This window comes from Halorubellus litoreus, from assembly GCF_055378595.1.
In genome coordinates this window covers 317,724-339,126 of the sequence record NZ_AP043834.1, presented here as the reverse complement: position 1 = coordinate 339,126, position 21,403 = coordinate 317,724, and the positions used below count along the sequence as shown (strand labels likewise).

At 66.6% G+C, this 21,403-nt stretch carries 18 protein-coding genes; 8 read left to right on the top strand and 10 right to left on the bottom strand.

Annotation, left to right across the window (positions count from 1 at the left end; genetic code table 11):
* Nucleotides 1–54: 54 nt before the first annotated feature.
* From ilvA to ACZ48X_RS01525, 3 genes are all read right to left on the bottom strand, one after another.
* Complete coding sequence (ilvA, locus tag ACZ48X_RS01535; protein WP_336351337.1) at nt 55–1,287, bottom strand: threonine ammonia-lyase; 1,233 nt, start codon at nt 1,285–1,287, stop codon at nt 55–57.
* Nucleotides 1,288–1,404: 117 nt separating this feature from the next.
* Nucleotides 1,405–1,572 (bottom strand): hypothetical protein, encoded by a 168-nt coding sequence (locus ACZ48X_RS01530; RefSeq protein WP_323676093.1) that lies wholly within the window; start codon nt 1,570–1,572, stop codon nt 1,405–1,407.
* A gap of 38 nt (nt 1,573–1,610) precedes the next feature.
* Nucleotides 1,611–1,808, bottom strand: a complete 198-nt coding sequence (locus ACZ48X_RS01525) for a hypothetical protein (RefSeq protein ID WP_336351338.1) — start codon at nt 1,806–1,808, stop codon at nt 1,611–1,613.
* A gap of 252 nt (nt 1,809–2,060) precedes the next feature.
* Here ACZ48X_RS01525 and ACZ48X_RS01520 point away from each other — a divergent pair, with 252 nt between their 5' ends.
* Entirely contained in the window at nt 2,061–3,332 is a 1,272-nt protein-coding gene (locus tag ACZ48X_RS01520) for a type IV pilin N-terminal domain-containing protein (RefSeq protein ID WP_336351339.1), read from the top strand.
* A gap of 533 nt (nt 3,333–3,865) precedes the next feature.
* On the opposite strand, the gene ACZ48X_RS01515 is transcribed toward ACZ48X_RS01520, so the two are convergent.
* Nucleotides 3,866–4,525: a ribonuclease HI family protein gene (locus tag ACZ48X_RS01515; RefSeq protein WP_336351340.1), complete on the bottom strand. Its 660-nt coding sequence runs from the start codon at nt 4,523–4,525 to the stop codon at nt 3,866–3,868.
* Nucleotides 4,526–4,867: 342 nt separating this feature from the next.
* Here ACZ48X_RS01515 and ACZ48X_RS01510 point away from each other — a divergent pair, with 342 nt between their 5' ends.
* Together ACZ48X_RS01510 and ACZ48X_RS01505 are read left to right on the top strand one after the other, a co-directional pair.
* Nucleotides 4,868–9,265 (top strand): hypothetical protein, encoded by a 4,398-nt coding sequence (locus tag ACZ48X_RS01510; RefSeq protein ID WP_336351341.1) that lies wholly within the window; start codon nt 4,868–4,870, stop codon nt 9,263–9,265.
* Between the two features lie 117 nt (nt 9,266–9,382).
* Nucleotides 9,383–10,120: a hypothetical protein gene (locus tag ACZ48X_RS01505; RefSeq protein WP_336351342.1), complete on the top strand. Its 738-nt coding sequence runs from the start codon at nt 9,383–9,385 to the stop codon at nt 10,118–10,120.
* Between the two features lie 63 nt (nt 10,121–10,183).
* Here ACZ48X_RS01505 and ACZ48X_RS01500 read toward each other — a convergent pair whose 3' ends face one another.
* From ACZ48X_RS01500 to ACZ48X_RS01485, 4 genes are all read right to left on the bottom strand, one after another.
* Nucleotides 10,184–11,449: a Cdc6/Cdc18 family protein gene (locus tag ACZ48X_RS01500; protein ID WP_336351343.1), complete on the bottom strand. Its 1,266-nt coding sequence runs from the start codon at nt 11,447–11,449 to the stop codon at nt 10,184–10,186.
* Between the two features lie 887 nt (nt 11,450–12,336).
* A complete protein-coding gene (locus ACZ48X_RS01495; protein WP_336351344.1) occupies nt 12,337–12,921 on the bottom strand; it encodes a hypothetical protein in 585 nt (194 codons plus the stop codon).
* A 496-nt stretch (nt 12,922–13,417) separates the two neighbouring features.
* Entirely contained in the window at nt 13,418–14,509 is a 1,092-nt protein-coding gene (locus ACZ48X_RS01490; protein WP_336351345.1) for a halocyanin domain-containing protein, read from the bottom strand.
* 91 nt (nt 14,510–14,600) lie between these two features.
* On the bottom strand, nt 14,601–15,746 hold the full coding sequence (locus ACZ48X_RS01485; RefSeq protein WP_336351346.1) for a multicopper oxidase domain-containing protein: 1,146 nt from the start codon (nt 15,744–15,746) through the stop codon (nt 14,601–14,603).
* 226 nt (nt 15,747–15,972) lie between these two features.
* Here ACZ48X_RS01485 and ACZ48X_RS01480 point away from each other — a divergent pair, with 226 nt between their 5' ends.
* On the top strand, nt 15,973–16,350 hold the full coding sequence (locus ACZ48X_RS01480) for a helix-turn-helix domain-containing protein (RefSeq protein WP_336351347.1): 378 nt from the start codon (nt 15,973–15,975) through the stop codon (nt 16,348–16,350).
* Nucleotides 16,347–16,628, top strand: coding sequence for a DUF7521 family protein (locus ACZ48X_RS01475; RefSeq protein ID WP_336351348.1), 282 nt, complete (start codon nt 16,347–16,349; stop codon nt 16,626–16,628). Before ACZ48X_RS01480 ends, ACZ48X_RS01475 begins: the two co-directional genes overlap by 4 nt.
* 75 nt (nt 16,629–16,703) lie before the next feature.
* On the opposite strand, the gene ACZ48X_RS01470 is transcribed toward ACZ48X_RS01475, so the two are convergent.
* Together ACZ48X_RS01470 and msrA are read right to left on the bottom strand one after the other, a co-directional pair.
* The gene (locus ACZ48X_RS01470; protein WP_336351349.1) at nt 16,704–17,279 is read right to left on the bottom strand and encodes a DoxX family protein; all 576 of its coding nucleotides are present in this window, start codon (nt 17,277–17,279) and stop codon (nt 16,704–16,706) included.
* 136 nt (nt 17,280–17,415) lie between these two features.
* Nucleotides 17,416–17,952 carry a peptide-methionine (S)-S-oxide reductase MsrA gene (gene msrA, locus ACZ48X_RS01465; protein ID WP_336351350.1) on the bottom strand — a complete coding sequence of 179 codons (537 nt, stop codon included), beginning with the start codon at nt 17,950–17,952 and terminating at the stop codon, nt 17,416–17,418.
* Nucleotides 17,953–18,311: 359 nt separating this feature from the next.
* Here msrA and ACZ48X_RS01460 point away from each other — a divergent pair, with 359 nt between their 5' ends.
* The 3 genes from ACZ48X_RS01460 (at nt 18,312) to ACZ48X_RS01450 (ending at nt 21,402) form a co-directional block, all read left to right on the top strand.
* Entirely contained in the window at nt 18,312–18,641 is a 330-nt protein-coding gene (locus ACZ48X_RS01460; RefSeq protein WP_166042126.1) for a 4Fe-4S dicluster domain-containing protein, read from the top strand.
* A gap of 248 nt (nt 18,642–18,889) precedes the next feature.
* Nucleotides 18,890–19,744: an electron transfer flavoprotein subunit beta/FixA family protein gene (locus tag ACZ48X_RS01455; protein ID WP_336351351.1), complete on the top strand. Its 855-nt coding sequence runs from the start codon at nt 18,890–18,892 to the stop codon at nt 19,742–19,744.
* Between the two features lie 2 nt (nt 19,745–19,746).
* Entirely contained in the window at nt 19,747–21,402 is a 1,656-nt protein-coding gene (locus tag ACZ48X_RS01450) for an electron transfer flavoprotein subunit alpha/FixB family protein (RefSeq protein WP_336351352.1), read from the top strand.
* The last annotated feature ends 1 nt before the right edge of the window (nt 21,403 follow it).

The window sequence follows — 21,403 nt, the reverse complement described above, 5'->3', positions numbered from 1 at the left end:
CGAACCGAGGGACGAAGCCACGACGACCCACCGGGTCGCGAGTCGTCCCGCCCCTCACTCCGGATGCGCGAGGCGTTCGACGTCGTACCCGGCGTCGCGGATGCCCGCGAGGAGTTGGTCGGCGTGCTCGCGGCCGGCCGCTTCGACGCGGAACATCAGGTACGCCTCGCCGACGTTGAGGTCGTCGACGGCGCGTTCGTGGCGGACCGAGCGGATGTTCGCGCCCTGGTCAGCGAGCACCCGCGACACCTCCGCCATCTTCCCCGGGCGGTCCTGGATGCGGACGCGGAGATGCAGGAGCTGGTGGCGTGCGGCCTGCGCGTGCGTGAGGACTCCCTGGAGCGCCGACACGTCGATGTTCCCCCCGCAGAGGAGCGGTATCACCGTCTCGCCCGCGACGTCGAGGTCGTCGGAGAGCAACGCGGCGGTACTCACCGCGCCCGCGCCCTCGACTAGTTGCTTCGCGCGCTCAAGCAAGAGGAGGATGGCTTGCGCGATGCGGTCGTCGCTCACCGTCACCACCTCGTCGACGTACGCGTCGATGTGCTCGAAGGTCAAGTCGCAGATGCCGCCGGTCGCGATGCCGTCCGCGATCGTCTGCGGGTCGTCGTTCCCGACCGGTTCACCCTTCAACAGGCTCTGTGGGACGGTCGCCGCGTCCTCGGCCTGCACGCCCACGATGCGGACGCTCGGGTCACGCTCCTTGATCGCGGTGGCGACCCCGGAGATGAGACCACCCCCGCCGATGGGTGCAACGACCGTGTCGACGTCCGGGAACTGCTCGTAGAGTTCGAGACCGAGCGTCCCCTGGCCCGCGACGATGGCGGGGTCGTCGTACGCGTGCACGAACTCCCAGCCGTGCTCGGTCTCGAGGTCTCGTGCGTGCGAGACGGCCTCCTGGAACGTCTGCCCGACCAGTTCGACGTCCGCTCCGTAACTCCGCGTCGCGTCCACCTTCGCCTGCGGCGCCGTCTCCGGCATCACGATCGTGGACTCGATGTCGTTAGTAGTTGCTGCTAACGCGACGCCCTGCGCGTGATTCCCCGCGCTCGCCGCGACCACGCGCCCCGAGAACGCGTCGTCATCGGCGAGGAGACTGATCTTGTTGTGCGCACCGCGCGTCTTGAACGACCCCGTCCGCTGGAGGTGCTCCATCTTCAGGTGGACGTCCGCGTCCGCGCGCTCCGAGAGGCTCCGCGAGTACTCGATGGGCGTCTCCTCGACGATGTGCGTGTCCCGGACGCGGGCGCGCGCCGCCTCGATGTCCGGGAGCGAGACGCGAGGCATACCTCCGAGTGCACGCGCCCCACTCTTGAACGTACGCAATTCAGAATCGAGTACCTCGACGGTCGGGTCGAGTCTTCCGACGGTCGGGTTGGTCCGTCGACGATCGAATCGTGGACGTCAGCGCGCGCCCGCGACGCCGCTCCCGATGGCCGCGCCGCAGTCGCCGCAGGCGACGAGGTAGAACCGCTTCGAGGCCTTGAAGAACCCGGTCTCTGCACCCATGTCCGCGAACTCGACGTCCTCCTGTCGTTCCAGCGTCGCGTCGCACTCCGGACAGTGAACCATAGGAAACCGTTCCAGCACCTGATACAAATGCTTTGTCGTCAGTGCGCGCCCGCCGCCCCGCCGCCACCGCCGCCCGCACCGGCGACGCCGCTCCCGAGCGAGTACCCACAATGCGCGCACTCGACGACGTAGAACCGCTTCGACGCGCGAACGATCCCGATCCGTGACTCCGTGTCGTCGAACGCGACGTCGTCCATCGAGTCGAGCGTCGTGTCGCATTCCGGACAGTGGACCATGTGCCGTCGTGCTCGCTCGTCGACCATAACCCTTCGGGGCTTCCGCGGACATGGTGGTGTCACCGCGATGGTGTCGTCACACCACCTCCCCGCCACCTACGAGCGGGACACCCACGACGCTACTGGTATCGAACAGGTCGACGGGCGGCACGCGTCCCGCACACTCTCAAACCGGGTCTCGGCGGCCCTACTGGTCGCCCGAACTCGTCCTCGCCCGTAAGACATACCCGCACGAATCAGTTGCTTGCTGATATGTCGCGTCGCCTTGGTCTCTTCTCTCGCGAGCGTGCCATCTCTCCCGTCGTCGGCGGAGCGCTGCTCGTCGCGATAGTCGTCCTCCTCGCGACCGTCACGGGCGCCATCGTCTTCGGTATCGCCGACGACGAACCGCCCGCGCCGACCGCACGACTCCGGCTCGAACCGACAGGGTCCTGCCAGTTCGAACTCACGCACCGCGGCGGCGACCGCCTCGACGGCGACCGCATCACCGTCCAGGGGCTCGACGACCCGGACGCGCTCGCCGGCGAACGCCTCGCCGCCGAGGACGCCGTCGCCGTCGACCCCACCGAATCGACCGTCCGCGTCGTCTGGAGTGCACCCGACGGCGACACCGACCACGTCCTCCGGACGTTCGAGGTCGACCCGAGCGTCACCAGCGGGTGGGCGTGCACGAGCGGGACCGTCCTCACGAGCGACGCCAGCGGTCACATCACCGTCCTCCGACCCGGCGAGAACCCCATCGAGCTGAGCGCCACGTCCAGCCTGGACGCGCTCGGCACCGCGGACGTCGACGTCACGGGCGACGGCCGCTCGGACGTCCCGTACGTGACCACCGGCGACGCCATCGCCATCACGAACGGTACGAACGAGACGACGACGCTCGCGACCAGCAGCGACATCTCGGGCACCATCGAGGGCGCGAAGACGCGCGTCACCGCAGCCGCGTGGAACGGGAACACCCCGAGCGTCTACTTCGTCGACGAGAACCACGACACCATCTACCGCGTCGCCCCCGGCGAGAGCCCGACCGTCGTCGCCAGCCCCAGCGACGGCGCACAAGCAGTGCTCGGCCCCGGCGACGTCGACGGCGACGGCGACCGCGAACTGCTGTTCGCGGACGGCAGCCAACAGCTCCGGTACGTCGAACCGAGCGGTGGCGTCGAGAAGGTCGACAACGGCCAGACCGGGTCGAACAACGGCATCGGCTCCGGCTCCGTCGCCGACTTCGACGACGACGGCGTCGTCACCGTCGTCACCATCGACGGCAGCAACGACCTCAAGGTCGTCGGCGAACCCACCGCACAGGGCGGCGAGGGCAAGACGACCATCCCGAGCGTCGACGCGGCGAAGGCACCCGTCACCATCGCGGACGTCGACGGCGACGCGTCCAGCGAGGTGGTCTACGTCTCCACCAGCGGCTACCTGAAGTACGTCGACGACGTCTACGGCTCCCAGACCGTCTCGTTCGTCAGGGACGCAGACGGCGACAAGGTCGACGCCGACGACGCGACCGGCGTCGTCTGACCGGCACGACCCCAGCCGGCGCTGGAGTCGAACACCACCGCGTCCGCAGAAACGCGAGTGCGGTTGCTCCAGGAACCGTGCCGAATTTTCGGCCGACTCGCGGCCGTCTCCTCACCGTCCGCTCACCGGCCCCTCACCGGCCCCTCACCGGCCCCTCGCCGATCTCGCTGTACCCCTCTCACCGACCGAGGGCGTCCCCAAGACGGGTGGCGTAGAGCCACGAACGGCTCCCGCACGGCGACCGCACTCGTGGCGTTTCTCGTCCTCGTCACGAGCGCCAGAGCCTGCGTCGTCGTCGGCCCTCGGCCCATTTCGTCGGCGGCAGCCCTCGGCCCGTTCAGCGTCATTCCAACCGGCTTCGCGAGCGTCGCGGGCGTCGCACTCCCGTATCGGAGCGACGAGTGACGGCGACGAGAAGAACTCCGGACGCGGTGGGGGTCCGACGTTGAAGCAGTCCTCGCGGACGCCCCCTCGACGAGGTTCCGAATGCGGTCGGTCGAACCGACTCCCACTCAACACTGCCCGCACTCGCCTCACTGCGGGCCGAGACCTGCGATGTCGGCGCCGACCGTTGCGAGCGCGTCAGCGGGGTTCGGGTCGCTATCCGCGAGATGCGTATAGTGGTGGTCGGGGATGCCCGCGAGCAGTTCGGTGACGGCGTCGCTGTACGCATCCACGCCGGGTTCGGTCGGGTCGTCGCCGCCCCAGACGTCGCGGATGACCGTCATCGAGTCGATGCGGACCTCCACGCTCCGCGGGTCGTAGCGCGTGATGAGCTCCGTGAGGCCGAGCTGGAGTGCGACGTACTCGGCGGTGTTGTTCCCCGTTCGCGACCCGACAGGTCGGCCGAGTCGCGCGAGTTCCGCGCCTTCGGCGTCCAATATGACGGCACCCGCTCCCGCCGGCCCCGGGTTCCCACGCGAACTCCCGTCGACGTACAGGACGAACGCGTCACCCGTCGCTTCGGGAACCGCCGGTCGCGCGAGGTCCGTCGATTGCAAGTCGTCGAGGGCGTCCCGAAGCTCGCTGTGCGAGGTCCCCGGGTCGAACAACCCACCGTATCCGGGGACCGCGTCGTCGATCGCATCGATGGCCGTCGCCAGCTCGTAGCCGACGGCTGCGAGGACCGCGTCGACCTCCGCCGGGAGCGGCGGCAGGTACTCAGCGGGAAGCCGGTCACTCACAGCGACCATCGCCTCGCGTGAACGACCCGGACACGGTGGTCCGGGTCGCGGGATTGCGCCACCACGTCATGTCGGCAGTACTGGCCTCCACCGACATAAGCTATCGCCGGCAACGACATCGAGACGCGGACGCCCTCCCGTTCGCGACCCGGTTCGGCCCCGCTCGCCACCCTTCGATCCGGTTCGCCACCCTTCGATCCGGTTCGCCACCATTCGACCCGGTTCGGTCCAATCCGAGTTGCGGAGACGCGGAACAGCGAACAGTTATATTCGGTGGCGGAGATGTCGAAGGATATACTCGGCGGGCTCCGTCCGGTCGGCGCGCGTGACGGAGTCGGTCGCGGAGGAGTCATGGAAGGCATCATACAGACGGTTACACCTGCGGAACTGTGCGAGGCGGTCACCCCCGGCGAGGCGACGCTCGTCCTCGGGGCGCCGCGGGTCGGGAAGTCGTATCGATTGCGGGGTCTCGGCGCGTCAGTCGAGCGCTTCGATGCGTTGACTGCCGTGGACGACGACGAACTCGGTATCGTCGACGACCTCGCCTCCGCAGTGATGCGTCCCCGCGACGTCCCGTGGTCGGTCGACGAAGCGCGGTCCGAGCTGCGGACCGCGTTCGCTCACCCGGGAGGCGTCGTGCTCGTGACGCGCCCCCGGAGCCTCGACTGGCTGTGCCAGCGGGGACTCATCGACTCCAGCGCCCTGCTCGAGTCCCTCGACACGGTGCTCGTCGTGCGGACGCCGCCCGCTGACAGCGACGAGGCGGTCGACGAGATCCGGGACCGTCTCAGCGAGCGAAGCCCTCCTGGACTGACGCCGGCGGAGCGGTCCGCACTCGTCGAACGGGCCACGTACCCCAGGTACGCGTTCGTCGACGAGCAACTCCGTGAAGGCGTCGGCGTCGTCGAGGAGACGGTCGTCCCCGCGGCGTTCCTGTCGCTCTCGAAGCACGGGTCGGAGACGGTCCTCGTCGGGTCGGACATCAGAGCAGCGGTCGACGACCACGACGTCACCGTCGACCCGGTCGACGAAGCGACGTTCCACGCCCTCTCCGCGCTCGATCCGCGTTCCGACGGCGAGCGACGCCCGGGGAGTGGACGGTGGTCGGCGGACGCCACAGCGCTCGCGCTCGTCGCGAGTTCGATACTCGCGGACGATACCGCGTGGCTCGACGCGTTCGTTCGACATCGACCGTTGGCCGGGGCTGCCGAAGCGATCGAGGACGCCGTCGGCCTGGCACCGGGAACGGTCGCGGCGCTCCGCGCCTTCGGCGCCGAATCGACGCGGGCGAGTATCGAAGCGCGACTCGCCGCCCACGCAACCAGCGAGTGTCCCCCCGACGACAGCGAGAGCGCGCTCGCAGATGCGAGTGAAGCGGTCGGCGCGGTTCGAGCGGCGATGCGAGCGGTCGGTGCCACGCTCGACGAGAGTGCGATAGGCCCCGACGAGTACGGCTCGTGGCCGCTCGTTGCCGCCTGGCACTGGGACGACCCCGACGCGCTACACGCGGCTGCCGAAGCCCGAGCCTTCCCTGACCCTGACGTCGACGACCCGGATGAAGACGGCGTGGGAGGGGTGACCGTCGACGAGGTAGTCGACGCCCTCGATGGCGGATTGGTCGTCGTCTCTGGGCCGAACGCGAGCGGGAAGCGGCGCCTCGCGGCGCGCGTCACCACGGCACTCGCTGCAAGGGGTTCGACGGTCAGACTCCCCGACCTCCGCCAGCCCGACCGTATCGCGCTTGCCGTCGATGCGACGCCCGACGCGGTCGTGGTCGCAACGTACGGCGCCGAACCAGCGAAGATCGTGAACCAGGCGGGCGTTCGAGCGCTAGCGGACTGGGTGACCGACGGAACGTGCTCCGGCGCGCTACTCATCTGTGACGACGAGTACCGCGAGCAGCTCGCCGCTGCCGTCGAACGCACCGACTGTGGTGACGTCGCGAGCTGGCGCGACCGAAGCGAGTTCGCGCTGGCCCAGCTTGCGGGTGACGCCGCGCGGACTCCTCGGTCCGTCGCGGACGACCTGCTGTCGGCGATGGACTGGCCGACGACCACGCACCCGTCTCGCCACACGGTCGACGTCGACGGCGTTGCCGCGCAGAGTACGTTCGCGGCGATCGTCGGCATCCCGGACGCGTCTCTCGACCCGTCGTTCGTGGGTCGAGTGGTCGCCGACGCCATCCGCGTCGTCGCGCGCACGGCTCGACCGACCGCCGCAGCGACGTGGCTCGAACTGGTCGATGACCTCGTCGCGGACGTCGGACGGAACCGGTGCGATTCCGACGGCGCCATCACGTACCGAGGGTCGGTCTACGGGACTGCGATGGCGGCCGTGGCGGCGGCGGACGCGACGACCGACGAGTGGGTTCGAGCAGTCGCCGACCGCGCGGTCGCGCTGACGAACGAGACGGCGACCCCGCACGGCCGCGACGCCGTCGGCGGGGACCGCGAGCCGTTCGTGCACGCGTTCGCGCTCGCCTTGCGGACGCTCGCACGGCCGACGGACGGAACGGGACCGAAGCACGGTGCGCTCGCGTGCGTCGACCACGTCCTGCATCGAACGGTCGACGCTGGCGCACTCACGGAGGAGCCGGATTTGACGCTGCTCGCGAGGGTCTACGGCGAGTTGACACGACAGGTCGTCGATGACGTGGGGGACGCGTCGACCGCGGAGCGCGCGCTCGCACCGGTCGCGGCGCTCGTGCAGCAGGCAGCTGCGACCAACGACGACCGGTTCGCGGCGTTCGTCATCGGGACCAGTCTCGGCTCGACGCTCGGCGCCGTTGCCGGGTCGTCCGCGAACCCCGAGGACCTGTCGACGTGGGTGGACGCGGTGGGCGCGCGAATCAGGGAATCGGTCGCGTTCGTGCAGCGACAGGAGGACCGAACGAGACTCCTCCGAACCGCCTACGCGGACGCTATCGGGGGCTGGGCATTCGAGTACGACGGTCCCGGCGACCGCCTCGAACCGTGGCTGGAGGCGGTCGGTTCGGACCTCTGCCGTTCTGCGTCGACCGCTGCCCCGGAGGACCCCGCCTCGTTCGTCGTCGACGTCCACGAGGAGGCGATCCGTCGCGTCGTCGACTCCCGAGAGCGCGACCGCGCGGAGTCGTTGTTCGACGCGGCCGAGCGACTCGCGGACGCGTTCGCGGCTTCGGGACTCGTCGAGACAGCGGACGAATCTCGACCGTTCGAGCCGGAGGAGGACGCTCGAGTGCGCTTGCACGCAGCGGCGTTCGCGGCGTTCGCTCGCGTCGAACGGGACGACCCGGACGGCGCCGGCGAGAGCGCGTTCGGCTCGGGCGCACTGCCGTTCCCCGACGCCCCGGGAGTCGAGGACTGGATCGAGGCGTACGACCGAGCGCTACGACGGTCGGTGGATACCGGTGCGAGTCCGGAGCGTGGAACCAGTACCACAGCCATCCGTACGCGGCCGGCCACCCGTACGCAGCCGGCCACCCGTGCCCTGGCCGCCGTCTATCGCGGGGCGCTGTCGACGCACGTCAGTGGGTTCGACGACGATTCCACGACGGGCATCTCGCCGCGCGGCGAGCGCGTCTGGTTCGACGCACTCACCGACTGCATCGAATCCACCGCCGTCTCGACCACCGCGGTCGGGGATCCCGTGACGTTCCTCGGTGACGTCTTCGGCGGTGCGGCAGCGAACTGGGCGGGCGACGGGGCGTCGAGTCGGACTCAGGAGTGGGTCGACTCCCTCGTCGCCGCGTTCCGCGAGTGCCGCTGGCGGATCGACGGGCCCTCGAAGGTGGCGTGGTTCGACGCCTTCGCCGAGACCGACGCAGCCGTCCTCCGAGCGGTACTGGCGCGAACCGACGTCGGCGAACGGACTGCCGACCGACTGAGACGACGCGTCCTGGAACTGGTTCGGACGGCGGCGATCGCCGTGGACAACCCTCCACATCCCGTCGCGTACGTCAGTACCGTCTTCGGAACCGCGCTCGCGCTCGCGGTCGAAACGAACGCCGAATCGGTCAGGTTCGGCGTCACAGCAGTCCTCGATAGCCTCGAGGACCAAGACACCATGGAGCGCCTCACCGACGACAGCGTGGACGCTCTCGAGCGAGTGTACGCACGGGCACTCGTGGTCGTCGGTCGCACCAACAGCGAGCACGTGAACGTCGCCGAATGGTTGGACGTCGTCGTCGAGCGCCTCGTAGCGACCGCGAGCCGCGAGCGACCAGAGGACCCGGCTGCGTTCGTCGCGAACGTCATCGCACGTGCCTACGGGGACGCGGTCGACGACAGCAACGACGCGTGGCGTCGACGTCTCGACGCCGAACTCCACACGTACGCCGAACGAGCGGACCTCGATGAACCCGGCGAGTTCCTCGAAGCCACGTACGCCGACGTGGTGGTCGAACGAACCACGCACGCGCAGCGTCATTCCACGGTTTCCGCGTGCGTCGACGCCGTGCGTGAGTCCCTCGAGACGGCGCGTGCCGACGGACTCGTTCGAGGTGACGACTCAGATCGAGGTGACGACTCAGTTCGGGGTGACGACTCAGATCGAGGTGACGACTCAGATCGAGGTGACGACTCAGTTCGGGGTGACGACTCAGCGGTGCGGACGTTCTCGCGAGCCGCGAACACGCTCCGAACGGCCGACCCACATGCGCGTGCAGACGGTCTCCATCGGCTCGACCAGGCACTAAGAGCGGTCAGCGGGGCCGAACTCGCCGACGTCGTGCTCGACCGCGACACCACGCCGACGGATTCGAAGGAGTAGACACCCCGTTCCCGATTCGACCGGAACAACGGGATTGGTCCCCCGGTTGCTACGACGGACCGGATGCAAAGTCACATCTACGCCCGAACCGAACGACAGCGTAGGACTGAACCGCCAATGGGAACACTGGTACTTGACATCGAGACCGCGAGCCCGTTCGAAGAACCACCCGAGAACGCGAACGAGACGCGGTACTTCGAATGGTTCGCCGTCGCACTCGCGTACGTCGACGACCTCGACGACACCCCGGAGACCGCAGTCCTGTTCCGCCGCGGCGACTGGGCTGACACCCACACGACCGACCTCTTCGAACGACTGTTCGACTACTGCGAACAGCGAACCGTCGACCGAGTCCTCACGTACAACGGTGCGTGGTTCGACGCCAAGCACCTCCTCAACTGGGCCGCAGACCTCGACGCGACCTCCGACAACGAGATACACGCCCGAACCGAGCGCCTCTTCGAGAATCACGTCGACGTCGCACTCGCCGCCGCCGACGAGTACGCCGACGAACTCTGGGACGACCAACACATCCTCCCCGACTGGAAAGCATACGACCTCGCAGGCATCGACAACGACAGCGTCTGGTACGACGACTACGAGTTCCCCGACACGTACCTCGACGAGATCGACGGCAACGCCATGCAGGGGAAACACATCGGTCGAGTCATAGGTGAACGCTACGTCGACAACGTCACCGCCGGCATCGAAGCGACCAGCGTCCACAGGGAACTCACTCGCCTTCTCGAAGACTACTGTCGGAGCGACGTCGCCGACCTCGTCGACCTCTACACCGCACTCGGCGGCGCCGACCTCGACGACACGTATCGTCGCCCGCCGAACACCATCCGGTGACGCCCTCGCATCCTCCGGTGACGCCCTCGCATCCAGAACACCGCGGTTCTCTCGAGAGCCCGTTCAGTACTCGGTGAGCGTCGCGTTCTCGCCGTCGGTCACGACCTCGCGCGGGTCGATGTCGACGAAGTCCATCACTGAGTCGTGGATACCGACCGATTCGACGGTCTCCTCGAGCGCCGAGAGGACGAGTGCGGGGTCGAGGTCGAGCGCGTACTCGCGGTACGTCCCGCCGCGACGCCCCTCGTTCCGCTCCGTGACGCTGATGATGCCGAGCATCGCGAGCTCGCTCAGGTGATCGCGCATCCGGCGTGGAACGAGCGGATCGCGGTTCGCCAGCTCGGCGAACCGCGTGTACCGCGGGCGGACGTCTCTCGACCGCACCGGCGTATCGCCCTCGAGGTCGAGCGTGACGAGCGCGTACAGGACGAGATGCCCGTGCTCGGTGAGGCCACCGATACCCTCCTGGATGCGGCCGCGTTCCAGTTCGTCCCGTCCAGCCTCCACGTGATCCGCGGTGACGGTCTCCGTCCCTGCTTCGCGCGCCATGTCGCCCGCGCTCATCAGGAGGTCGAGGCTCTGGCGAGCGTCCCCGGCGTCCTTCGCACCATAAGCTGCACAGAGCGGGATGACCTCGTCCGCGAGGACGTCGTCGTGGAACGCGACGTTCGCGCGCTGCGAGAGGATCTGTCTGAGGTCGTTCGCGTCGTACGCCGGGAAGTGGATCTCCTGTTCGCACAGCGACGAGCGGACCTTCGGTGACAGGTCGTCGCGGAACGAGAAGTCGTTCGAGATACCGATGATACCGATCTTCGCGGTCTCCAGGTTCCCGTTCGCTCTCGCTCTCGGGAGCTGGTAGAGGATGGAGTCGTCCTCGAGGTGGTCGACCTCGTCCAGGACCACGAGGATGGTGCCGGCGGCTTCTTCGAACTCGCTCCACAGCATCTCGTAGACGGACGCTCGCGGATACCCGGTCGTCGAGATCTGGTTCGTCTCGTCGCGGAACTCGTTGACGAGTCGAGTTGCGACCTGGTACGACGAGGTGAGGCCGTCGCAGTTCAGCATCGCGACGGTGAGGTCGATGTCGTCGAACTGGGCGGCGTCCTCTCGGAGGTGCGCGAGGAGGTATCGGGACGCGGCGGTCTTCCCGACGCCGGTCTTCCCGTAGAGGAAGATGTTGTCAGGTTGTTCTCCGTTGATGACGGGTTGGAGGGCTGCCTGATACGTGTCGAGTTCGTCGCTCCGTCCGACCAGTTCCTCGGGCTGGTAGTCCTCCCGGAGCGCATCCCGGTCGGTGTAGATGTTCGTGTCTCGCTCGAACAGCGCCATCTTACACGGAAGGATGTGAGGGGATACCATAAAACCACCGTGTCCGGAGTGTCCGCGGTTTCCGCTGTTCTCGTTTCTTTAAGTCAGCCCCGCGAACACACTCCCCCCACTGTGTCCGCTGTTGTCGGTGGGAGAGGTGGGGGGAGGGGTCATAGAGGAACTCTGAATGACGGTAAAGTTTATTACCCCTGCTAGGCTATTGGTCCGTAGCCTCTCCAAATCCAGTTTTATGATAAGAAGTTATGGTAAGAGAGCTAGCAGCTAACGGCAGGAAGTGTCTTTCTGTTTTCACGTCCCCGTCCTGTTTCGTTGCTGTCGTCCTGTACGAACGCAACGTCAGCACCCCACCCCCACTCCACTCACCGAGAACTGCGGACATGGTGGGGTGGGTGTGTCAGAAGTCGTTCGTCGACAATCCAGTCGCCCGCGATGTGACTCCAGGTGGACGTCAGCTGTCGTCACCCGGTCGACCTCGGGGTCGGACGAACGGTGACCCGCTACGAACGGGCGTTGGCGAGTGAACGGCAGAACCGTCCTCTCAGCGCTGCTCGATATCGTTCTACGCTCCAGAATCCGCTCTCCTTCTCGCTGATGCAGGCGGAACCTTCCGTCGCGGCCGGAGCTTCCGCCGGACGCGAACGCGATCCATCCGGCACGACCGGTTGCACCAACGATCGAATAACACCACGATATCCGCAATAACACCACGACGTCCGCAGTTATCGCTGTGCGATCCCAGCCGACACCCCACGATGTCCGTTGTTCCTACACCGCCAGCCAACGTGGAACAGCGGACGCGGTGGGGGGTGGTGGTTGGATGGGAACTCGACAGGTGATGGTCGAAGCGCGACTCGACAGCGACAGGAAACAATCGAGCAGGCAGTGCCTCAGTACCCCAGTAAGGGGAGCCAGAGCAACTGGGAGAAGCCGACGATGACCGCGAACGCGACGGTGAAGACCGCGACTCGCTTGGCGAACACACCGATCGATGCCGCGTCTTCTCTCGGGAACGCCCCCAGGGCTTCGTAGACTTCGTACGTGACGAAGAAGAGTCCAATTCCCCAGAGAACAGCGGTCAGGTGGGCGTAGTACAGATGCGTGATGTACTGACTCTCGAGTCCCAAGACGCCGTGGAAGAGCGTCGGGAAGACGCCGCCAGCGAGCGCGCCGGCGACGAGCGCAACCGCGTAACTGACGTTCCCGCGAGCGTCGTTCCAGACACCGCCGACGTAGCGAGCGACCAACCGTTCGGTCGGTGACACTCCATCGGGGTACTGGTGCTTGAAGAAGCCCGATGCGATGACTGCGCCCACGGTCCCAGCGACGATTCCGACGATGGTGACGCCGTGCGCGGGGCTGCCAGTGATTGCACCGGCGAGGTAGCGGATCGCCAGGACGACGAACGCGACGACGAACGGGATGGCTGGACGGGAGAGCGGCTCCCACTGCTTCACGAACGATTGGTCGGCCATGTCCCTCGATTGTTGCTCTACCTACGTGAGTAAGTACCTCATACTGGCTGGATACCGACGACTGAGGAGGAATCCAGGACAGTTGTCACGGAATCGCCATCTGTGCTCTCTCGGACACGGTATACGAGCCCACATTGAACGACCTCGCTCGTGCTGTACAGCGGAGCGAGCTCGCGTTGTACGGTTAGCTCGGACCGTCGAAGAACGCGAGACGCGGTCGGCGAGGAACCGACCAGCAGGTGGTCCTCTTTCACCGTCGTTCGAATGACCGGGAATCGAAATAATCGAGTAGCTAGCAACTACTTCGACGTCCGCCGGTGGTTCGACCGCTCCGGAACCACGGCCCGCGAACCGCGCGCGATCGCGATTCATCAGACGATTTCACAGGTTCCCCGACGGACTCATACGGTCCCTCGACGGACTCATACGGTCCCACGACGGACTCATACGGTCCCTCGAAGAGCTCATACGTCAGTGCGGTCAGTAGTCTTGGACGTCAGTGCGACCTGTGGCCCCGGGGTGGTTCGGACGTCTCCGTGACGTCGTCTTTCGCGTGCAGGAACGCACCGAAGAGGAGCGGGGAGAGGAGTGCGCCTACTAACCCAGCGACGAGACCGTACAGCCAGAGGTCGTCACCGCCGTCTGTAGCACCGTCGCTCTCCTGTCCCCCGGCGGCGTTCGGGGAGCCGACGACGACAGCGCCTTTCATCCCCATCGGTTTGTGTGGCCCACAGTAGTACTTCGAGATGCCAGCGGCGTCGAACGTCCGCTCGAACGTAGTGCCCTCGCTGCCCTGCATCTTGGACTCGTAGCTGCCGTCCTCCGCGACGACGTTGTGCGACCCGCCGGCGCCGGTCCACTCCCAGGTCACCGTCGTTCCGGGGTCGACCTGGACTGCCGCGGGCCCGAACGCGTACGCACCGTTGTTCCCCTCCGCACCGACCGTTATCGTGACCTCGCTCTCGCCGGTACGGTCGACCGTCCCGTCGAAGTTCGCGACGTTCTCGAACCACCCGTCGTAGTCGATGCTGTCGTCCCCAGCACCGGAACCGTTCTCGGCGTCGCTCGCAGCGCCGCCCGTGGACGGAACCGCGACCTCGACGTCACCGACGACGACGGCGCCCTTCATCCCCATCGGCTTGTGCGGCCCACAGTAGTACCGACTGGCGCCGGCTTCCTCGAATGTCTGCTCGAACGTATCACCGTCGTTGCCCTGCATCTTGGACTCGTAGCTGCCGTCCTCCGCGACGACGTTGTGCGACCCGCCCTTCCCGGTCCACTCGAAGACGACGGTCGTCCCCGGGTCGACGCGGACGACGGCCGGTCCGAACGCGTACGAGCCGTTGTTCCCCTTCGCACCGACCTCGACGGTGACCGTCGACTTCCCGCGTTCGTCGACGATACCGTCGAAGTTCCCGACGTTCTTCAGCCAATCCTCGAGCGAGGCGTCCGCGCTCGCACTCGCGGATCCGCCGCTCGCGGCAGCCGGGGCGGCGCCGACGGCAGCTGTCGAGGCCGCTGCAAGCCCTGCTTTCATGACGGTGCGTCTGTCGTACCGCGCTGCGCGGCCAGTGAATTCGTCGGTCATCAGTTGAGTTCTGGTCCGTTTCTTTGGTCCGTGGTGGGCGTCCCGTTCCGTGATTCGAAGGTGTGCGTGGAGCGTCGCGGACGACGCGCGTTCAGCCGTCGTAGCCGGCGTACTCCATCAGTTGCTTGAAGATGTCCGTCCCCATCGCCTCCTTGTAGACGAGGCCGCCGAGCATCCCGCCGGGGTAGAAGTTCCCGTTCATCACGTGGTTGACCTTGTGACAGTGCATCAGGTAGATGCCGGGGTCGGCGTCGGCCTCGAACTCGATGGTGTGGCGTTCAGCGGGCGCGATGTTCGTGATGTCCATCTCGTGTCGGGCCGCTTCCGGAATCGTCCCGCCGTCCTTCTCCACGCGCGTGAACCGATGGTTGTGGATGTGCATCGGGTGACTCATGTAACCGCCGTTGGCCAGGTGGAGGCGGACGGTGTCGCCCTGTTCGACGATTATCGGACTTCCGTCCTCGGGGTGGAGCGTGCGCGGTGCGCACTTCCCGTTCACGGTGAACACGTCGGGTCTACGGTTCCGTGGGTCGTACTGGACGTCTTCGCCCGCCATCTGGCGGGAGAGCCGCGAATCCCACTCCTTGAACCCGAGGAAGTACTCCTTGTCAGCGGGTTCGTAGCCCTTCGGGTCGACGCGGAAGATCCCCCACATCCCCATCTCGATGTGCCGCTGGGTCTGGTAGTGGCAGTGATAGATGTGCGTGCCGGGGACGTTCGCGGGAATCGTGTACGTGTGCTTCTCGCCGGGGTCGACGCGGATGCCCGTGGTCGTCGGGACGCCGTCGTCCTCCCACTTCTTGGAGACGCCGTGGAAGTGCAGCGTGTGCGGGCGCTTTCCGTCCGTGTTGTCGAGCGTCACAGCCATGTCCTCGCCTTCGGTAGTGCGGAGGATGGGGCCGGGGACGCTCGGGTCGCCGTCGTCGGCGGAGAACGCCCACACCCGCGGCAATTCGACGGGGCCACCCATGGCGTCGCCGGGGTGGGGCTTGTGAACGGCGGGCTGGGACTTCATGGTCACGGCCCCGCCCTGTTCGTCGACGTTCACGACCTCTGGCGGACTGGTCTCCGGGAGGTCCGCGGTCGTCGCGCCGACGTCGTTCGTCGTGGTCGTCGTCTGGTCAGTTTCGAACGCGGTCGTGCACCCTGCGAGGCCGACCGCGCCCATGCCACCGGTCGCCGCTACGAATTCGCGTCGCGATACGCCAGTGCCGGGAGCGCCGATACGTTCCGTCATTGTACACCTACACCTATCGACCCCTACTTGAACCCGGCTTCGCTGATTCTCGACGCCGAAAAACCGTTCTCACGAGATTGGAACGGGCGGGGTGCCGACCCGAACCCGTTCGGATTCGACCCCGGGAAGGTCGTGGAACCGGCGTCGCGAGGTGGTGAATTCGGCCGACGCGTTCGGGGCGGGACGTCGGCAGGTTTTTGAGGACTCCCCGAGGAGGCCGAAACAGATGGTGCGGGACCCGTTCGTTGACGACGCCGAGCCGGACCTGCAGGCGGTCCTGGACGCGCTCGACGACCCGAACTGTCGGAAGATAGTCCAGGCGATGTCGGGGGCGATGACGGCGAACGAGGTGTCGGACGCGACCGACATCCCGTTGTCGACGACGTACCGCAAACTCGACCTCCTGACGGAGGCGTCGATTCTCGACGAACGCACGGAGATCCGGTCAGACGGCCACCATACGACGAAGTACGTGCTCGCGTTCGAGGCGGTCGAGATCGGGTTGACCGAGGACCGCGAGTTCGCTGTCGATATCTCGCGGCCCGCGCAGTCGGCGGACGAGCAACTCGCACAACTCTGGAACGAGGTACGTAAGGAAACATGAGCAGTCACACACCGGCTCTGGTCGTCGCACTGAAAGCAATCACGCTGGCTCTCGGAGGCCTCATCTCGTACCTCTCGTATCGCGCGTACCGGCGGACGGACGCGCGAGCACTCGGTTATCTCGCGCTCGGGTTCGGCGTCATCACGCTCGGGTCGCTGCTCGCGGGCGTGTTCGACCAGTTCCCGACCGGATTCGAGCGCAATACCGCGCTCGTCATCGAGTCGGCGTTGACGGCCATCGGGTTCGCTATCATCACGTACTCGCTGTATTCGGAGTGAAAGAGCGGCCGCTCGAGGACGGTCAGTGAAGCGAGCTGAAAACGGGCCGAAAGAGCCGAACGAAGACTCGGCGACTTAGCCGAGGATGTAGTCGAGACGCGGGTACTTCTCGAGGAGCGTCTGGCCGTCCGCGAACTCGTAGGTCTCGACGTAGCGGTCGAGGCCGATGATGCGGCCGGCGCCGAACGCGGCGATGGCGAGGAACACGAGGACGTACGCCATGTCGCTGTTGACGAAGCCGTGTTCGACGGCCCAGTTCCCGAAGTAGAACATCGTCATCATGAAGGCCCCGAAGAACGCCGCGAGGCGGACGAGGAGGCCGACGATGAGGCCGAGGCCGATCGCGATCTGGCCGAACGGGACGGCGATGTCGATGAACGCGAGGAACCAGGTGGTGTCAGCCATCCACGCGTACATCCCCGCGAGGGGGTTGCCGTTCGCTGCGGCGCCGAACGCGAGGTAGCCTTGTGCGGTCCAGGCGCCCTCGAGGACCTTGCTGAGGCCGGCGCTGAGGAACGCGTAGCCGAACATGAGTCGGAGTGCGAGGACGAACCACGCGCTCAGGGAGTGGGCTTGACCGTTGACGGTGATGCCGCCGATGGTGCTCTCGAACTTGTTCGCGGATTGTTTGGTGGTGGGGATGGATGCCATATTAGTTCAACGAGTAGAGAGACGATACCCGTCCCCATATAAAGAGAGAGTGGTTCTCGGGTTGAGAGAAACGCTCGCCGCCGTGACCGCTTGCCAGCGGCTGGCCCACAGCAGCCGGTTCGACGCGGCCGCGTTGTTAGTCCGCTTTGACCTGGTCGCGGAACTGTTCGCGGACCTTCTTGATCTTCGGGTCGGCGTGGAACGTGCAGTACCGGTCGTTCGGGTTCTTCTCGTAGTAGTCCTGGTGCTTCGCTTCGGCCTCGTAGAACGTCTCCAGTGGCTCGACCTCGGTGACGATGTCGTCGTCGTAGACGTCCTCGTCCGCGAGCCCCTGGATGAACGTCTGGGTCAGTTCGCGCTGCTCGTCGGTCTCGTAGAGGACGATGGAGCGGTACTGGGTGCCGACGTCCGGGCCCTGTTTGTTCAACTGGGTGGGGTCGTGGATGGTGAAGAAGACGCGCAGGAGGTCCTCGTACGCGATGGTGTCGGGGTCGAACTCGACGCGAACGACCTCGGCGTGTCCGGTATCGCCCGAGCACACCGCGCGGTACGATGGATTCTCTACGTGCCCGCCCGCGTACCCGGACGTGACCTCGTGGACGCCTTCGAGTTCCTTCATCGCGGCCTCGACGCACCAGAAGCAACCGCCGCCGAACGTCGCTGTCTCGCTCATACCCGAACGTAGGTGCGACGGCCGTAAAGGCTTGTCTCGGCGGACGGTCGTTCCGGATTCGGCAGTGGGTCTGGGGTTCGCGTGTTAGTCCGTGGGGTTCGCGTGTCAGTCCGTGGGGTTCGCGTGTCAGTCCGTGGGGTTCGCGTGTCAGTCCGTGGGGTTCGCGTGTCAGTCCGCGCCGCCGACGGTGTGCGTGGCGGTGGAACCGTGAGGTTCAGGGTGGTGGACGCGAAGGGACGTGTACGAACGGTCCGCCGACATTCGCCACCCGAACTGATTCGGCCGCCGCGCTTGCTTGCGGTCACGGGATGTTCCTGGTCGAAGTTTTAAGTACTAGGGCTGAGTGGTGTAGGGTACCAATGGCCATAGACCCGAACTTCGAGCAGAATCGCGACGTCGTGGAGCAGCACGACGGTCACGACGTGTGGGGGCCGGTGGACGAACCCGAGGAACTCGGAATCCACGGGACGCACGTCGCCGTGGACTTCGACATCTGTATCGCCGACGGCGCGTGCGTCGAGGACTGTCCGGTGGACGTCTTCGAGTGGGTTGACACGCCCGATCACCCCGAGAGCGAGATCAAGGCGGACCCGGCGAACGAGAGCCAGTGCATCGACTGCATGCTCTGCGTCGACGTCTGCCCCGTCGACGCCATCGACGTCGACCCCGGGCGCGCCGGTCGGAGCTGACGGACGCTATCCTGCCGCCCTCTCCGATCGGTTCGACGGCGTGCACGACCACCGGTCGGTCGTCGCAACGGTGCGTCTACTGACGTCGTGAAGCGGACGCTGTACGTTCTGCGGGCCTGAAGCGGACGCGGCTTCGAGCCGTGTCCTCTCGTAGCCGACGGAACGGTCGCGTCACGTGATAATCACCGACACAGTGATAATCCCTCCCTCCGCCTTGCTAGTCGAACACACCCTCGGTGATAGATAGCATGTATTCAGTCGTACTGACGAAAGGGGTCCCCGACTTCCGCGAGGGGGTGGTGTCGTTCGACGAGGACGGCCACCTCGAGCGCGGGGAGACCCCCACGGTGATGAACCCGAACGACAAGCACGCCGCGCGCGCGGCGCTCCAGACGAAGGTCCGCCACGGCGGCGACGTGACACTCATGAGCATGGGGCCGCCGGGGTACGGCGACGTCCTCCGGGAGGGGATGGAAGACGTCTACGGCGACGACTGCGTCCTCCTCTCGGACCGCGAGATGGCGGCGGCTGACACGTGGGCGACCGCGATCACGGTCGCGACCGGCATCCAGAAGTTAGAGGAACAACCGGACCTCGTGTTCGCGGGGTTCAAGACCGCTGACGGGGAGACCGGCCACACCGGCCCGCAGGCGGCGTGGTGTATGGACTGGCCGATCCTCACGCACGTGATCTCGCTGGACGTCGACGAGGACGAGGGCGTCGTCCGCGCGAAGCGACTCGTGCAGGGCGACGTCGAGGAGATCGAGACCGTCGAGGCCGAGCTGCCGGCGTTCGTCGTCACGGACCCGGAGTTCGAGCCGACGTACCGGCGCGCCGAGCACCGCCTGAAGCACAAGGACCTCCGCGAGGAGACGCAGGCGCGCGCGGCTGACCACGAGTCCGTGATGACGGTGTGGGACCACGAGGACCTGAATCTCGACCCGGACTACATCGGGCTGGACGGGTCGCCGACGATCGTCGGCGGCGTCGACCCCATCCCGAAGGCGCCGAGCGAGCGGGAGGCGACGGACGTCGACCCCACTGACTCTCAGGGAATGGAGCAGGTCGTCGAGGAACTCGCGCCGTACGCGGGAGGTGACTGACCATGGCTGTATTCGACCCGAACGACTTCGACATCAGCGAACTCGGCCCGAAGGTGAAGGACGTCGAGGACGCCGACGACCTGGAGGAGGTCCTCGAACGCGAGAAGGAGGGGAAGAACCGGGACGCGGTGAAGACGCTCGTCCAGAGCCGCATCGACAAGCTCCACGACGAGGACGAGGACGCAATCGACTACGAGGCGCTCGACCCCGGCGAGTACACGGTCGCGGAGATGGCGAACCTCGTGCGCGACGTCGACGACGCGGACGCGCTCCGCGGGATGCTCGAACGCGAGGAAGCGGGCGAGGACCGGTCGACGGCGAAGGACCGCATCCAGTCGCGTCTCGACCAGTTGGAGTCGAGCGACGACGACGGCGAGGAGGAGGAGTACGTGCCGCCGGAGGAGAAGTACCCCGAACTCGACCATCCGACGGCGGACAAGCAGTACGTCCACGGTATCGACGACGGCGAGTACCGCGACATGTGGGTGTACTGCGAGACCCAGCAGGGCGACCTCGTCGACGTGAGCCTGGAGATGCTCGGGAAGGCTCGCCAGCTGATGGACGACTACAACGACCAGTACGACGAGGAGGAGCGCGTCGTCGCGGTCCTCATGGGTGACGACGTCGAGGGGCACGCCGAGACCTGTATCGAGTACGGCGCGGACCTCGTGGTCGTTCACGAGGACGAACGCATGGCGCGCTTCCAGCACAAGGCGTACTCGGAGGTGTTCTGCGACGTGGCGCGCGGCGACGGCCACGAGTTCGGCCGCGAAGACCGCGAGGAGCGCGACTGGCACGACTACGACGAACCGCGGTACGTGCTGTTCCCGGCGACGAACAACGGCCGGGACCTGTCCGCGCAGGTGCAGGCGGAACTGGATTCCGGGCTCGCGAGCGACTGCTCGGGGCTGTACATCGAGGACACCGTCATCTCGAACCCCGCGAAGACGGGTGGGGAGGGCAAGCGCCAGTTCGAGCGCGTCCTCCACATGAAGCGCCCGGACTTCTCCGGGTTCGAGTACTCGACGATCCTCTGTCTGGACAAACCGCATCGGGACTTCCACCCGCAGGGCGGGAGCGTCATCCCCGGGAGCTTCGAGATACCCGAGGCCGACGCGGAGCGCGAGGGCGAGGTCGTGCACAGCGACCTGGAGGCGCCCGACGAGTGGTTCCGCGTGGACGTCCAGGACTTCGACACGCTCGAGGAAGGCATCGACCTGACCGGGTACGACGTCGTCGTCGCGCTCGGTCGCGGCATCGGCGACGACCCGACGAAGGGCATCGAACTCGGCCTCGAACTGCGTGACGCGTTCGAGGACGCGGAACTCGGGCTCTCGCGGGGCGTCATCACGTCCTCGTACAGTTTCGACGGGCACGTCGAGCAGTACATCGGCGAGGACCGCCAGATCGGTGAGAGCGGCCAGGTGGTCGAACCCGACGTCTACATCGCTGCGGGCATCAGCGGCGCCATCCAGCACAAGGTCGGGATGGACGAGTCCGACGTCATCATCTCGATAAACACGGAGCCGGACGCGGACATCCGGGACTTCTCGGACTACTACGTTCAGGGCGACCTCTTCGAGGTCCTCCCGCGGTTGACCGAAGCGGTCGAATCGGGCGAGTTACGACTTGAGGAGATAGCGGCCGGAGACGACTGAC

Bases quoted from the DNA above. Each gene is read 5' to 3' on its own strand.
- ACZ48X_RS01515 (WP_336351340.1), bottom strand. From the start codon at position 4,525: ATGGTCGCTGTGAGTGACCGGCTTCCCGCTGAGTACCTGCCGCCGCTC.
- ACZ48X_RS01500 (WP_336351343.1), bottom strand. From the start codon at position 11,449: ATGGCGCTGTTCGAGCGAGACACGAACATCTACACCGACCGGGATGCG.
- ACZ48X_RS01495 (WP_336351344.1), bottom strand. From the start codon at position 12,921: ATGGCCGACCAATCGTTCGTGAAGCAGTGGGAGCCGCTCTCCCGTCCA.
- ACZ48X_RS01485 (WP_336351346.1), bottom strand. From the start codon at position 15,746: ATGACGGAACGTATCGGCGCTCCCGGCACTGGCGTATCGCGACGCGAA.
- ACZ48X_RS01525 (WP_336351338.1), bottom strand. From the start codon at position 1,808: ATGGTCCACTGTCCGGAATGCGACACGACGCTCGACTCGATGGACGAC.
- ACZ48X_RS01520 (WP_336351339.1), top strand. From the start codon at position 2,061: ATGTCGCGTCGCCTTGGTCTCTTCTCTCGCGAGCGTGCCATCTCTCCC.
- ACZ48X_RS01470 (WP_336351349.1), bottom strand. From the start codon at position 17,279: ATGGCATCCATCCCCACCACCAAACAATCCGCGAACAAGTTCGAGAGC.
- ACZ48X_RS01510 (WP_336351341.1), top strand. From the start codon at position 4,868: ATGGAAGGCATCATACAGACGGTTACACCTGCGGAACTGTGCGAGGCG.
- ACZ48X_RS01475 (WP_336351348.1), top strand. From the start codon at position 16,347: ATGAGCAGTCACACACCGGCTCTGGTCGTCGCACTGAAAGCAATCACG.
- ACZ48X_RS01480 (WP_336351347.1), top strand. From the start codon at position 15,973: ATGGTGCGGGACCCGTTCGTTGACGACGCCGAGCCGGACCTGCAGGCG.
- msrA (WP_336351350.1), bottom strand. From the start codon at position 17,952: ATGAGCGAGACAGCGACGTTCGGCGGCGGTTGCTTCTGGTGCGTCGAG.
- ACZ48X_RS01455 (WP_336351351.1), top strand. From the start codon at position 18,890: ATGTATTCAGTCGTACTGACGAAAGGGGTCCCCGACTTCCGCGAGGGG.
- ACZ48X_RS01450 (WP_336351352.1), top strand. From the start codon at position 19,747: ATGGCTGTATTCGACCCGAACGACTTCGACATCAGCGAACTCGGCCCG.
- ilvA (WP_336351337.1), bottom strand. From the start codon at position 1,287: ATGCCTCGCGTCTCGCTCCCGGACATCGAGGCGGCGCGCGCCCGCGTC.
- ACZ48X_RS01460 (WP_166042126.1), top strand. From the start codon at position 18,312: ATGGCCATAGACCCGAACTTCGAGCAGAATCGCGACGTCGTGGAGCAG.
- ACZ48X_RS01505 (WP_336351342.1), top strand. From the start codon at position 9,383: ATGGGAACACTGGTACTTGACATCGAGACCGCGAGCCCGTTCGAAGAA.
- ACZ48X_RS01530 (WP_323676093.1), bottom strand. From the start codon at position 1,572: ATGGTTCACTGTCCGGAGTGCGACGCGACGCTGGAACGACAGGAGGAC.
- ACZ48X_RS01490 (WP_336351345.1), bottom strand. From the start codon at position 14,509: ATGACCGACGAATTCACTGGCCGCGCAGCGCGGTACGACAGACGCACC.